The sequence below is a fragment of the Micromonospora sp. NPDC000442 genome (assembly GCF_042898635.1).
GTDB lineage: Bacteria > Actinomycetota > Actinomycetes > Mycobacteriales > Micromonosporaceae > Micromonospora.
Map to the genome: position 1 here is coordinate 290,506 of NZ_JBIAYZ010000008.1, position 12,806 is coordinate 303,311.

14 protein-coding genes and 1 pseudogene are annotated in these 12,806 nt (G+C 68.0%); 9 read left to right on the forward strand and 6 right to left on the reverse strand.

The annotated features are described in order from the left end of the window. Positions 1–131: 131 nt before the first annotated feature. The 3 genes and pseudogenes from ACFY2A_RS16010 to ACFY2A_RS16020 all read left to right on the forward strand — a co-directional run. Positions 132–1,248: pseudogene (locus ACFY2A_RS16010) on the forward strand (IS110 family transposase); the annotation flags it as partial. A gap of 367 nt (positions 1,249–1,615) precedes the next feature. Beyond that, the gene (locus ACFY2A_RS16015) at positions 1,616–1,990 is read left to right on the forward strand and encodes a PPOX class F420-dependent oxidoreductase (RefSeq protein ID WP_387172258.1); all 375 of its coding nucleotides are present in this window, start codon (positions 1,616–1,618) and stop codon (positions 1,988–1,990) included. A gap of 233 nt (positions 1,991–2,223) precedes the next feature. Continuing rightward, the gene (locus tag ACFY2A_RS16020) at positions 2,224–2,502 is read left to right on the forward strand and encodes a hypothetical protein (protein ID WP_387172260.1); all 279 of its coding nucleotides are present in this window, start codon (positions 2,224–2,226) and stop codon (positions 2,500–2,502) included. A 451-nt stretch (positions 2,503–2,953) separates the two neighbouring features. Here the strand turns inward: ACFY2A_RS16020 and ACFY2A_RS16025 are convergent, their stop codons facing one another. From ACFY2A_RS16025 to ACFY2A_RS16035, 3 genes are all read right to left on the reverse strand, one after another. Further along, positions 2,954–3,538, reverse strand: a complete 585-nt coding sequence (locus tag ACFY2A_RS16025; protein WP_387172262.1) for an NIPSNAP family protein — start codon at positions 3,536–3,538, stop codon at positions 2,954–2,956. Beyond that, positions 3,535–3,960: an Rrf2 family transcriptional regulator gene (locus ACFY2A_RS16030; RefSeq protein ID WP_387172265.1), complete on the reverse strand. Its 426-nt coding sequence runs from the start codon at positions 3,958–3,960 to the stop codon at positions 3,535–3,537. Before ACFY2A_RS16030 ends, ACFY2A_RS16025 begins: the two co-directional genes overlap by 4 nt. Before the next feature lie 324 nt (positions 3,961–4,284). Next, complete coding sequence (locus tag ACFY2A_RS16035) at positions 4,285–4,743, reverse strand: transposase (protein WP_387172302.1); 459 nt, start codon at positions 4,741–4,743, stop codon at positions 4,285–4,287. 358 nt (positions 4,744–5,101) lie between these two features. Here ACFY2A_RS16035 and ACFY2A_RS16040 point away from each other — a divergent pair, with 358 nt between their 5' ends. From ACFY2A_RS16040 to ACFY2A_RS16050, 3 genes are all read left to right on the forward strand, one after another. Further along, entirely contained in the window at positions 5,102–6,103 is a 1,002-nt protein-coding gene (locus ACFY2A_RS16040) for a transposase (RefSeq protein ID WP_387172267.1), read from the forward strand. 390 nt (positions 6,104–6,493) lie between these two features. Continuing rightward, on the forward strand, positions 6,494–6,973 hold the full coding sequence (locus ACFY2A_RS16045; RefSeq protein ID WP_387172269.1) for a hypothetical protein: 480 nt from the start codon (positions 6,494–6,496) through the stop codon (positions 6,971–6,973). Then, positions 6,970–7,281 carry a transcriptional regulator gene (locus ACFY2A_RS16050; RefSeq protein ID WP_363925582.1) on the forward strand — a complete coding sequence of 104 codons (312 nt, stop codon included), beginning with the start codon at positions 6,970–6,972 and terminating at the stop codon, positions 7,279–7,281. The genes ACFY2A_RS16045 and ACFY2A_RS16050 overlap by 4 nt, the downstream gene beginning before the upstream one ends. 305 nt (positions 7,282–7,586) lie before the next feature. Here the strand turns inward: ACFY2A_RS16050 and ACFY2A_RS16055 are convergent, their stop codons facing one another. Then, on the reverse strand, positions 7,587–8,786 hold the full coding sequence (locus ACFY2A_RS16055) for an FAD-dependent oxidoreductase (protein ID WP_387172271.1): 1,200 nt from the start codon (positions 8,784–8,786) through the stop codon (positions 7,587–7,589). Between the two features lie 92 nt (positions 8,787–8,878). Between ACFY2A_RS16055 and ACFY2A_RS16060 the strand changes: the two genes are divergently transcribed. After that, positions 8,879–9,469, forward strand: coding sequence for a TetR/AcrR family transcriptional regulator (locus ACFY2A_RS16060; RefSeq protein WP_387172273.1), 591 nt, complete (start codon positions 8,879–8,881; stop codon positions 9,467–9,469). A gap of 568 nt (positions 9,470–10,037) precedes the next feature. Then, positions 10,038–10,892 carry a hypothetical protein gene (locus ACFY2A_RS16065; protein WP_387172275.1) on the forward strand — a complete coding sequence of 285 codons (855 nt, stop codon included), beginning with the start codon at positions 10,038–10,040 and terminating at the stop codon, positions 10,890–10,892. A gap of 158 nt (positions 10,893–11,050) precedes the next feature. On the opposite strand, the gene ACFY2A_RS16070 is transcribed toward ACFY2A_RS16065, so the two are convergent. Next, on the reverse strand, positions 11,051–11,515 hold the full coding sequence (locus ACFY2A_RS16070) for an SRPBCC family protein (RefSeq protein ID WP_363925578.1): 465 nt from the start codon (positions 11,513–11,515) through the stop codon (positions 11,051–11,053). A 167-nt stretch (positions 11,516–11,682) separates the two neighbouring features. On the opposite strand from ACFY2A_RS16070, the gene ACFY2A_RS16075 reads away from it, so the two are divergent. Then, a complete protein-coding gene (locus tag ACFY2A_RS16075) occupies positions 11,683–12,042 on the forward strand; it encodes a hypothetical protein (protein ID WP_387172277.1) in 360 nt (119 codons plus the stop codon). 71 nt (positions 12,043–12,113) lie between these two features. Here ACFY2A_RS16075 and ACFY2A_RS16080 read toward each other — a convergent pair whose 3' ends face one another. After that, a complete protein-coding gene (locus ACFY2A_RS16080; protein WP_387172304.1) occupies positions 12,114–12,614 on the reverse strand; it encodes an HAD domain-containing protein in 501 nt (166 codons plus the stop codon). Positions 12,615–12,806: the final 192 nt, after the last annotated feature.

Genomic DNA, 12,806 nt, shown 5'->3' on the forward strand with positions numbered 1-12,806 from the left:
GGGGGGTGTTGTCGCCGGGTCGGGTGGCGTCGGTGGACCGCTGATAGGGACACGGCCGCCCTGGTTGGGGTAGGTCTCTTCGTAACGTGGCTGCCGGCAGTCCGACGCCTGGACCTGCGGCCGAGGCCACGATGCGATGCGTGCAGGCGGGTGCGGTGAACGAGGGATACGGCGTCTACCTCGGCTTGGACGTCGGCAAGGGTGATCATCACGCGGTCGGTTTGGCGTCGGACGGCAAGCGGCTGCATGACGCGGCGTTGCCGAACACCGAGGCCCGGCTGCGGCAGCTGTTCGACAAGCTTGCCCGTCACGGTGCGGTTCTTGTGGTGGTCGACCAGCCGGCCTCGATCGGTGCTCTGCCGGTCGCGGTGGCTCGGGCGTGTGGGCATCAGGTGGCCTACCTGCCCGGGCTGGCGATGCGCCGCATCGCTGATCTGCACCCGGGCACGGCGAAGACCGACGCCCGCGACGCCTACGTCATCGCTGATGCCGCCCGCACCCTGCCCCACACGCTGCGGCGGGTCGACGTCGGCGACGAGACCCTGGCCGAACTGGAGGTCCTGGTCGGCTTCGATGACGACCTCGCCGGCGAAGCCACCCGCGTGTCCAACCGGATTCGTGGCCTGCTGACCCAGATCCATCCCGCCCTGGAACGAGTCCTTGGCCCCAAGGTCGGCCACAAAGCGGTCCTGGAGTTGCTGTCCCGTTGCGGCGGTCCAGCCGGGCTGCGCAAGGCAGGCCGCCGCAAGCTGCTCTCGATCGCCGCCGTCCACGCACCCCGCATGGGCGAACGCCTCGTCGAGCAGATCATGGCCGCCCTCGATGAGCAGAGCGTCACCGTCCCCGGCACGACAGCGGCGGAGACGATCCTGCCCCGCCTCGCCGACAGCCTCCGCGACACCTTGCGACAACGCGACCAGGTCGCCGACCAGGTCGAGAGGATGCTTGATGCTCACCCTCTTGCCTCGGTCCTGACCTCGATGCCCGGCATCGGCGTCAGGACCGCCGCCCGGATCCTGCTCGAAGTCGGCGACGGCACCGCCTTCGCCACCCCCGGACACCTCGCCGCCTACGCCGGCCTCGCTCCCGTGACCCGACGATCCGGCGAGCAGCATCCGCGGCGAGCACCCACCCCGAGGCGGCAACAAGAACCTCAAACGCGCGTTCTTCCTCGCCGCGTTCGCGTCTCTGGCCGACCCCGTCAGCCGCGCCTACTACGACCGCAAACGCGCTGCGCTCGATGTCCACCCGCACCACCGTCAGCGGGTCAAGACCGTGGTCCGCGCACCAGCGGAGGAAGACACGCAGGTCGGACTCGGTATGGACGCGGATCTGGCCACGGTAAAAGCTCAAGAAGGCGGACACCGCGACTCGCAGAAGGAGTTGATCGGCCGGTACGACGTTGGAAGCGGGAGCAGGATAGGCAGCCATAAATTACCCTGCGTCACCACCGGTGATGCAGGCCAGCACGCCGGGTGCGGCACGAGCGAGCGCCAGAACATGTGGGCCGGGCCGGCGGGCCGGCTTGTAGGTGCCCGCCGACTGGTGAGCAGCCAGACACGCCCAGTGCCGGTCCGCTTGACCTCAAGCTCGGTTGAGGGTGCACGATCGCCGTATGGTGACTCTCAGCGAAGGTGAGCTCGAGTACCTCGGCACGCAGCGGCTCGGGCGGCTGGCCACTGTCGCGCCGGACGGCTATCCGCAGAACAACCCCGTCGGGTTCTTCTACAACGCCGACCTGGGCACGATCGACATCGGTGGACACAAGCTCGGGGACAGTCGCAAGTTCGGCAACGTCCGCACCCACCCGAAGGCCACGCTCGTCGTCGACGACATCGCGTCCGTGCAGCCGTGGCACGTACGCGGGGTGGAGATCCGCGGCGACGTCGAGGCCCTGGTCGACGTCGAGCCGCCGATGCACGGCATGAGTCGCGAGATCATTCGCATCTACCCTGCCCGCATCCGCTCGTGGGGTCTAGCCATCGACTGACCGCACCACCCCGAACGTAACCAGGGCCGGTCCGCAGATCCCCACGCGAGAAACTCAAGCCGGATCGCGGCTAGATCCTCGCATCCATGTGCCGTCGATCCTCAAGCCGTCGGCACCCAGTAGCGACGCTTGGCCTCATACCGGTCCTGGAGCACGCCACCGGAGCGCTCGATTACCTTTCGCGACGCCACTTCCCTCTGGTCGAACTCGACGCGCATGGTGTCCGGGCGGTCATGTCGAACACCATCAGAAGCTGCTCCGGTCTGGCCGTCTCCGGCGCCGATGTCGCCTTCCTCGACCAGCACCGGGACGATGGACGGTACCGCTGGGACATCCGTCGAGCCCGCCGAGACGGCGACGTTGTGGTCGAGACGGAACGCGAGCATCTGCTGCTGCCAGACGGCCGGCAACCGTCAGGTTGGGCGCGGGGAAAGGTCGGCCGTGACGAGATGCTCTGGCTTCAGGTCGACGGCGATCGTCGGCGTTGGTACCGCTACGAGATCGATGCTTAGGTCCACCACCCCCTATGCATCACGCGTGTCCGGGCATCACCCTGCGCGACCCTCGTCAAGTGAAGCTCGAAACACGATCTTGCCGGATAGCCAATCGCCGGTAGCGCACCAGTCCGACGCCTGGCGCGGGGCGTCCTAATCTAGCCGCACTCCGGGCGCTCCGGCCGGATCTACTGGTAACCCGACCTAAGCTGCGGCGGAGGGAGGCCACTGCGTCCGCAGTCGCCGACGGAGCCGAAGTGGCAGACATCCCGGCCTGTCTACGTCTGGCGTACCTGGCTCTGCACCGGAACGCGTACACCGACACCAACTGTTGGTGCTGCGCAATTCGCCGAGCGCTTCGCGGCTAGATCCGTGCGTCCGATCGAGCGGCGGTCACGGTCGTGTCGTGCTGATCGGTGGCACCGGCGAGCGCTCCGTTCGGCAACGGAGCGGCCCGTCTTAGCGTTCCTCAATGAAGGGTGGAGCGGCGGGTGGGGCGGAGGCGCAGGTTTTCGGTCTTCACCACTTCCGCGGGTACGTCTGCCTGCAGGGGGGACCGCGTGAGCCAGACCAGCGCGTGTTCCCCCTCGCGGACCGGTAGCCGGGGGAAGTTGTTCGCGGCGTACTCGGTCCGTAGTACGGCCAGTGTGTCTTTCGGGCTCACCGTAGGGTCGGGGAAGGGGCCGGCCCAGTACCAGACTGTCGCGTGCAGAACCGATTCGGGGTTGGCGGTGCCGCGGTCAAATACCGGCACCGCGACGCTCTCACGGAGCAGCAGTACGTCGTCCGAGTCGAGCATCGTCGCGTTCGCGGCTGGCCCGTGCTTTGCCCACACTGGGCCGGAGTAGAAGGCTGCTAGACCGGTCCGGCGCGATTGCATGTCGGTGAATCCGCGCAGCCAGACGAAGTGGTCGGGCCGGTCGAGGTCGCGGAACTGGCCCAGCACGGCCATCCCCAGTTCCTCCTGGGTCTCGACAAACTCGCGGTCGAACAGGTCGATCAGTTCGTCGCGGCGTCCCTCGCGCAGGGTGTAACGGCGCAATTCGACGATCATGCCAGGATCCTTTCCAAGACGTCGGTGACGGTCCAGCGCGCCAGCGCCGCCCGGAACGTGTCGGTCGCTTCGTCGTACAGGTCGGTGAGCACCGGACGGATTCCGCGTCCGACCGGGCATTCCATGTTCGGCTCGGAGTGGTGCAAGGCGAGTAACGGCTCCGGCGAGACGGCGAGCCAGACGTCCAGCAGTGTGATCTCTGTTGCTGGCCGTCCGAGGGAGAAGCCGGCGCCGTTGCCGCGGCGGGCCCTCACCAGGCCGGCCCGCTGCAGGTCGCCGAGGCTGCGCCGGACGATGACCGCGTTCGTATTGATGCTGGCCGCCACCTCCTCGGAGGTGAGCACCTCACGACCGCGCCGCCTGGCCAGTTCCAGCCACGCCAAGGCGTGGGCCGCGATGGTCACCCTGCTGTTGGCCGCCACCGCGACAGTCTCACCGACGTGCACAGCAAAAGCAACAGCTTCTGTTACATTCGAGTACCAGCATGTGCGTATGCGCGTTCGAGCCGGCCGGCATGGAGGTCGCCCGGCGCGACGAATCACACAGACGCTCATCCGGCATGATCGAGTGCGCCCTCATCGGCTTCTTATCTACTGGTGTCACGACCGCAGCCCGGCCAGGCTTGGTCGAGGCGACCGGTGGGATCGCTCGCTCGCGGCTGTCCACCGCAGGTTTGGTGTGGCTCACTCATGGCATGCGCCTGCCGGTCATCGCGGCGCGGAGAGGCTCAAGAGCGCCTCTGTGTGTCAACCCCTGCTGACGGGGAGGGCGAGTTGATCTTTGATGAGGTGTCGGTAGAGGACGTTGGTGAGGCGTCGTTTCAGGGCGCGTCGCGCCGCGGCCGGGGTCTTTCCTTCGGCGAGTTTGCGCTGGTAGTAGACGCGGCCGGGGCCTGGGGCGCGGGCTTGGACGAGCGCGATGGTGTGCAGAGAGGTGTTGAGTTGCCGGTTGCCGGTGGGGTTGAGCCGGTGTCGGCGGCGTTCGCCGCTGGAGGTTTCCAGCGGGGAGGTGCCGGCGTGGCTGGCGAAGTGATCCGCGGTCGGGAAACGGGTGACGTCACCGACGTGACCGAGAACCTTCGCGGCGATGAGGTGTCCGACGCCGCGCATGTCGACGATCGTGGAGTGCGTCTCGGCCAGGACTTGCCGGATCTGGGTCTGGTTGGTGTGCAGGCGCCGGTCGAGGTGACGCAGGTCGGCGATCATGTCGCGTGCGAGGTCGCGGCGGCAGGTGTCGGTGACGGGCCGGATGCCGCGCAACAGTGTTGCGGCCTTGTCGGCGGTGAGGTCCAACGCCGCGCCGCCGGGAATCAGGTCACGCCGGCGACGGTCGTGACGCTCGTCGACGAGCTGAAAGACCGCTTCGGGGTCGAGCCCGTCCTCCGGGTCCTCAACGTGGCTGTGTCGACCTACTACGGGTGGCTCGCCCAGGCCGCGAACCCGTCGCCCAGGCGACGCGAGGACGCGGAGCTGGCTGTGGAGATCGCCGAGATCCACGACGTGTCGGGCGGCACCTACGGCAGTCCGCGAGTGCACGCAATGCTGCGCCGCCAAAGGCCGCCAGGTGGGCCGCAAGCGGGCCGAGCGGTTGATGCGTACCGCCGGCCTGCAAGGGGCGTTCCTGCGCAAGAAGTGGCGCATCCCGTCCACCCGGTCGAATCCGAAAGCGGCACCCGCGCCGGATTTGGTCAATCGGCAGTTCACCGCTGCGGCCCACAGCGTCGCCGTGGCCACCCTGCGGGCGAAGGGTCTGCGGCAGGTCACCGTCGACGATGTGACGGTTGCGTTGAGGCTGCTGGTCGACCACCGCGACGGTCTCGGTCAGGCCCGCGCCGACCTGCTCAACCGCATCCACAAGCTCCTGCTGGAGCTGCTGCCCGGTGGGGCGAAGAAGTTCCTGTCTGCCGCCCAGGCACGGACTCTGCTCAACACGATCCGGCCGCGCGATCTGGTCGGGCGCACCCGCCGCCGGCTGGCCTCCGAACTGATCACCGAACTGGTCCAGGTCGACAAGAAGATCAAGGCCGCGAACAAGGAGCTGACCGAACTCGTCGACACCACCGGCAGCAGCCTGCAGGACCTCAACGGCATCGGGCTCTCCGGCGCCGCCCGCCTGATCGGCGACGTCGCGAACATCCACCGGTTTGCCAGCCGCGGGCATTTCGCCTCCTGGAACGGCACCGCACCTCTGGACGCATCCTCCGGTGACCAGCAACGCCATCGCCTGTCTCGGGCCGGGAACCGGCGCATCAACCGGGCCCTGCACATCATGGCCGTCGTCCAGCTGCGCCACGACACCGAAGGACGCGCCTACTACCGGCGCAAACTCGCCGCTGGCAAGATCCCGATGGAGGCCATGCGGGCACTCAAACGACGCCTGTCCGACATCGTCTACCGGCAAATGATCAAAGACGCCGAGAAGTCCGGGACGGGCCCGGGAGGACACACGGGGGCGACTCTTCAATCCAGCGCGGCCGACCAAATCCCCATGATCGACACTTCGGAACAGTCACTTCCCGGACCCGCCGAGCCCCAGCCTAGAACACCACTCCTCGCCGCCTCTTGATGGCACAGAGGGATGCCAGAAGCGGACGTGCGCGTCGGGCGTTCTGGCCGCTGCTAAAGGGCTCCGTCGAGCTGTCGTCCATGTCGCGGCTTGGCCGGCATGTCTGGGCGACCACCAGCAGAAGCGTGTGTATGGCCTCGTCGATCTGTCGCATCCTGCGCCGCTCGGCTCGAGCGGGGGTCTTGGTTCTTCGCACCATCCTGTCGCTTTCCTCGGCGTGTCAGCTGGCGCTACCAGGACCACCTGCGGCGCCATGGTTGCGCTCGGCTGGGGGGCTGGGGCCGTCGCTCTGCCGGTCAGCGTTGCCGTGAGTGTCGGGAAAGTACTTGCCAACTGGGAAAGACGAGGTTACTTTCTTGGTAGGAAAGTTCCCGAGTCCAGGAGGGCAGCATGAGCGAACAGGTACACCCCGACGAAGCGGCCCGGGCGTTGGATCAGATCAGAAATCGCCAGGAGCAGGTCATTAACGTGTCCGTCGTCCCGGCCTGGTATTGGTGGCTTGTCGGGGGGCTTATCGTGGCACTCGCCGCCGCGGTCGAATCGCGCGAACCGGTCACGATAGGCGTCGGTGTCACCGTGTTCGTGCTCGGCATCCTCGGCGGGACCGGGTGGGTGGTTCGCGGTGCGGTGCGAGTCCAGCCGCGCAACGAGCTACTCGGCGGGCGGGGAGTGACGATGATCCTCGGTTTCGTGGCGCTGGTCCTCGGCATCACGCTCGCCGTCGCGTTCAGCCTGGCAGCCGCTGGCGTATCGTACCCGGCGACCCTGGCCAACCTGCTGGGCGCGGTCCTGCTGATCGTGGGCGGCCCCATGCTCACGCGGACACTGCGCCGTGTGATGCTCAACAATCGCGCTGGTGCTAGCCGATGACTAGGCCGCGCTTTGACGAACTGATCCACGCGCCGACTCGGCTGGCGATCGTGTCCCTGCTGGCGGCCTCAGAAGTAGCCGACTTCAAATTCATCCGCGACAGCGTCGGCCTGTCCGACTCGGCCTTGTCCAAGCAGCTATCCACGCTGGAGGAGGCCGGCTACGTGCAGATCCGCAAGGGCTTCGTAGGCAAGCGCCCCCGTACCTCGGCGAAGCTGACCACCGTGGGGCGCGCGGCGTTCGAACAGCACGTCGCGGCCCTCCAGGAGATCGTGTCCCGCTCCGGCGCGTCGGTCCTGCCACCGTGACGCGCCACCACTGTTGTCGATTGGGTACGGAGGCGCTGCGTGGGAGCTGATGGGCGGTGGGGCCAGACCCGTCTCTTACCTACGGTCCGGGCTGAACCGGACTGATCGCACGCACATCGGCATCTCCGAGTGTCGAGCGATACTCATGATCGCCACGGAAAGTGACGAGCGGTCAGCGGCATGTGCGGATGCCTCTGAGCAGCCGCCAAGCAGGGCGCCTGAGATCACGGGTAGCGTGGCTGGATTCGGTTTCAAGACATCGTGGCTGGCGGATTCCGTCTCCATCCGGCTGTCGGATTGGTGGGTCAGGGCATGTGCTCGGGGCGTACGCCGATGCCGACCAGCTTGGCGGGGAGGGCTTGCAGCGCCGGGAACCGCTGCAGCAGGCGGATCGGTGCCGGGGCCTCGATCCGGCCAGTGGCGTGCAGTAGCGGGTCGACGACGCGCCGCTGCGCGGCGCGCTGGATGTTCTGCGTCACCACTGTCGGGAAGCGCCGGCGCTTCTGCACTGCGGCGAGGTCCGCTTCGGTCACTGGCTCCCCGGCGACGAGCTTCGGGCCTAGCATCCGGGCGGTGGCCGCGGCGTCTTGCACCGCCAGGTTGATGCCGACGCCGCCGATCGGTGACATGGCGTGTGCGGCATCGCCGATGAGCAGCGCGCCAGGCGCGTGCCACCGCTCCAGTCGGTTGACCTTCACCGTCAGCAGTTTGACGTCGTCCCAGGTGGCGAGCTCACCGACCCGGTCGGCGAGGACGGGATGCCGCCGGGTCACCTGTTCCCGCAGCGCCTCCAGCCCGGCCGCGCGGATCTCGTCGTAGCCGCCCTTGGCGATGACGTACGCGCACTGGTAATAGTCGCCGCGGTCGATGGCGAGCATCAGCCCTCCGGAGGCGATCCGCATTGCCAGGCCGTCGCCGTCGCCTGCGCGGCGGGAGATTCGGAACCACAGCACGTCCATGGGCGCGCCGTAGTCGACCGGCCGCAGGCCGAGTTCCCGGCGTACCACCGAATCGCGGCCGTCACAGGCGACGATGAGGGATGCCTCGATCTCCAGCTCGCCCTCCGGGCCCGCGGCCCGCACGCCGGTGACGGCGCCGGACGCGTGGCGGAGCAGGCCCGTCACGGTGGTGGAGCGCAGCAGCACGAAGGTCGGGAACTTCGCCGCCTCGGTCGCGAGCAACTCTAGGAAGTCCCACTGGGGAACGAAGTACAGGTAGTTGTGCGGCGCCGGTAGGCGCGTGAAGTCCGCGACGGTGTAGGTGCCGTCGTCGAAGGTGGCGCGCAACGCGCTGGCCTTGCGCCCGGGCAGCGCCGCCATCGATTCACCGAGCCCGATTTCGTCGAGCATGTTCAGTGTGGAGGGATGCACGGTGTCGCCGCGGAAGTCCCGGAGGAAGTCGGCGTGCTTCTCCAGCACGGTGACCTGCACCCCCTGCCGGGCGAGCAGCAGCCCCAGGACGAGCCCTGCGGGCCCGCCGCCGACAACGCAGACGGTGGTCTTCATGGATGGCCCCCAATCGCAACTCGTGTTGCTTTCTCAGCCTGCCATGATGGGATGATGTAACGCAACAGTCGGTGCGTTAAAGGAGGTGTCCAATGTCTGCCGGCCAACGACCGGGCGGGCGCAGCGCCCGTGTCCGGGCCGCGGTCCTCACGGCCGCCCGTGGCCTCCTCGTTGACGGGTACGCCGAGCTGACCGTCGAACGGATCGCCCAGGCGGCCGGCGTCAACAAGACGTCGGTCTACCGCCGGTGGACCGACCTGGAAGGGGTCCTCGGCGACCTGCTCAGCGAGTACGCCAGTGAGGTCGTCCCGATCCCGGACACCGGCGACCTCGACACGGACCTGGAAGAACTGGCGTTGCTGGTTCGGCGCGGCATGACCGGCGAACCAGGCGAGCTGATCACCGCCCTGGCCGCGGCCGCGCCCCGCAACCCGCGCGCCGCGCAGGTCGTCCGCGGCTTCTTCGCCGAACGGTTCGGCCTCGCCAAGGCCGTCGTCGACCACGCCATCGCCCGCGGCGAACTGCCTCAGGGCACCGATGCCCGGGCCGCGATCGAGGTCCTGGGCGCGCCCTTCTTCCTGCGGCTGCTTGTCGTCGACGAACCCATCGACGAGGAGTTCGCGCAACGTACTGCCGCCGCGGCCGCCGCAGCCCTCCGCGCCGGCGTCTTCAATCCGGCGTGAGGGCCTCGTCCCGCCATGGGCACCAGTGCAGTGGCCTCCGCCAGCCGTCCCGGTCGGCAGCCCGGTCCCAGTCGGTGATGACGTGGCAGCGGAGCACTCCACGGATCATGCTCGAACGGGCACCACAGCACCTGCAGCACGTCAGAGCCCTCCGGGAATGGCAGCTCAGGCACACCGTCGGCGAGCAGTTGCAGGACCGGCACGAGCGGCACCCCAGCCTCGGCGGGATGATCGTCCAGACCTTCACCTCACAAGTGGGCCAGGGCTCGTTCGCTGGCCAGAGCAGCGGCCCGCCCACGGAGCTCTGCTCGACCGACGGCGAGCCCTTGCGTGGATGCAGCCGGATGGTCGTCCGCGCGAACCCACGCAACTGCGGGAAGACCGCGTCCATGTCGATCGGAGTCAGCGGGGTGGTATGCACGGCCGAGATCGTACGGGCAAGCAGCCGCCCGTCTCCCAGAACGCCTCGCCGGCAACCGCGATCGGCGGATGCCAGACGAGGTTGTCGCCCACGCTAGGCACCGGGCTGGTGCGGTAACGACGGCTGACTGTCCGGCATCCTGATGTGGTGCCAGATCCGGAGCCGTTCCTGAGGTTCGCACACGAGCGCCACGATGGGCTGCACAGCTACGTGGCCCGTGCCGACGAGGCGGATATGCCTGGCCCGATGTGGCCGGGGCTGTGGGAGCAGGATTACTCAGACGATGTGGATCTGAACCCGTGGTGTCGATACGCGATCAACAACGACGACGGTGAGGCCCTGGCGGTATGGCGGGCGCTGGCCTGGGAGCTGACCGCGGGCCGGAGCCGGTCCGCCGTTCCCGCCTACTACCGCGACGAGGCAGCTCAGCTGCGGGGCATGAACCGTGAGGCGGTGCAGTTGGTCCGCTGGGAGTACGAGGTCGACGTCGAGCAGCCCGAGTGGCTCACCGCGGATATCGGGTTTGTCCCGGCTCGCGCCTGCGTGCCGCTACGGCCGATGCCAGACCCGTGGCAACGAGAACACGCCGGCTTCGCCGGTCTGTTCAACGTGACCAGCTTCCGGCATCTCACCGACCTTGCCCTGGCCGTCGCCGGCGACGCCACCTCGGAGATCACGCTGTTCGCCCTCCACGATCCAGACCGGGCCAACGTGCTGGCCTCGACGCTGAATCAAGCGCACCGTCCGGACCTGACCGAGATTCTGCAGCCCGGCGACATCTTCGTCGACCTGGCCGTGGTCCACGATCTTGGTGCCGGCGCTGCCAGCTACCTCACCATCAGGACACCCGAAGCCACCGACGAGGTCGACCACCTGGCCGAGCACTTCAGTGAAGCCTTCCGCCGCTACACGAACCAGGCCAGCCGGATCCGCACCTTCAACGAGTTCCACAACGCCATCGATCACCTGCTCGCCCCGCCCCGCAGCATCGGCACCACATGACGACGACCCCTCAACCGCGCACTGCCACACCCGCACGCCGGCATCCGTGCGTTGGTGGAAGCCGCCTGCGCTGACCCTCATCGCGAGAATCGGCCTCACGCGCTGCGGCGACGTCCGCCCGGTTCCGGGGGGGTGCATCTCCCGGTTTCGTCGGGAAGTTACGGCTCGTGGGCTTGTGCCAGGTAGGTGATGTGGGCTGCCCGTTGTATCAACAGCCGGCGTAGGTACGGCGCGATGAGCGTCCAGGTCACCGCTGCTCCCAGCGGCGGCAGGGGCGCGGTGATGGTCATGCGGTCGGTCATCAGCGTGCGTACGCCGTCGAGGTCCTGGAACTGGTGCTCGTGGCGCAGGGCACGGAAGGGGCCTCGGGTCTGCTCGTCCACGAAGTGGTACGGCCGTTCGTAGGCGGTGATTCGGCTGGTCATGCGCCAGATCAGTCCGAAATGGCGGGCGTGGAAGGTGACTTCGTCGCCGAGGGCGAGTTGGCGTCGTCCGGTGCTGGTCGTGGCCGTTTCGCGGCTGGCGGGCAGGGACGCGGTGTGGACGTCCACGTCGAGGGTCAGGTCGAACACCACACTCGGCGTGGCGTTGATGACGGACACGACCTCGATGAGCGCCGGCACGTGGCGAGCCTAACCCTGGGCGATACCGCAGGCCGCCCGGCCATGACGGCGTCCGTACGCCACAGCGGTCGGGCACCACCCTGGTCTCCCCGGCAAGCGCTCTGCCGAAGACCGTAGCCCCGGTAGATGGGCTCGCAGCCGGCGAGCCGAAGCGAGACGATAAATGGATGGCCAGGCCGAACGAACAGACGCAGGGCGAGGTTGGCTGGTTCTGCGTTCGCTGCGTCTTCCGCGTGGGCGGCGACTCGGCGAGCCAGTTGTACGAGGAACGGCTGACGCTGTGGCGCGCCGCAGGTTTCGACGAGGCGATCGCGTTGGCCGAGGACGAGGCCCTCGGGTACGCGGTAGAGCAGCCCGACACGGACTTTGTGGGACTCTCCCAGGCGTATCGGTTGTTTGATGAGCCCGGGCATGGGGCGGAGGTCTTCTCGCTGCTGAGGGCCAGCGACCTGGATCCGCCGGCCTACCTGAGGAGGTTCTTCGACACCGGCGAGGAGAAACAAGGCGACACCGATCCGGGCACCTGACCGAGCGCCGCCCTGTTTCCCGCAAGCTTGCGCCGATCTCGCACCCGATCGGCAGTAGATGTGCGTGGCCGTCAATCGGCTTCGTGCCGGTGCTCGAGCCATTGACGTACTGCCGCGAGGTCGATGTCGGTCAGTCCCAGGTACGGGTCGACGTGGTGCAGTAGTGCCGGTTGCGGGTGGTGTCCGGCGATCCATCGTCGGTCGGCGTCGGTGGTCTCGTCGTCGAGCCAGACGAATGGGCTTCCTGCTGCCCACCGCGCCAACGATGCGGTCTTCCAGTGCACGCCGCGCGGTGGTTCCTCGTCAGCGTCGGACCAGTCGACCACGGGCAGAGCGGGAAGACCGATCCGGGGCGCCACGACGTCGTTTGCGTCGGCCATCCAGGTGCTGGCCCAGACCAGCTCGCCCGGCAGGGCGAGCAGCCGACGACCGTCGGCCGGGTCGAGACGATCCAACAGAGGATTGCCGTCGCGGCCGTGGCCGTCTCCCGCCCTGCCGCTCCAACAACCATCGGCCCCGGCGGGCCGTGCTCGAAGCGGGATAAGCACACCGTCGATGTCGACAAAGATCAACGGTCGTCCCGCGCTGGCAGACACTGCCACACCGTACCGCCGACTGCCGGTCGCGGCTCCTGGCCCGAGCGACCCGGAACCTTGGCCACCACGCGACCGGCGGCAGATCCGTGCACCGCGAGGGCTGGTCACCGTCGTGGGTCACCGGGCCGGTCGCGGTCACCATCGCTGGGCGCAGCAGATGCCGAAGAA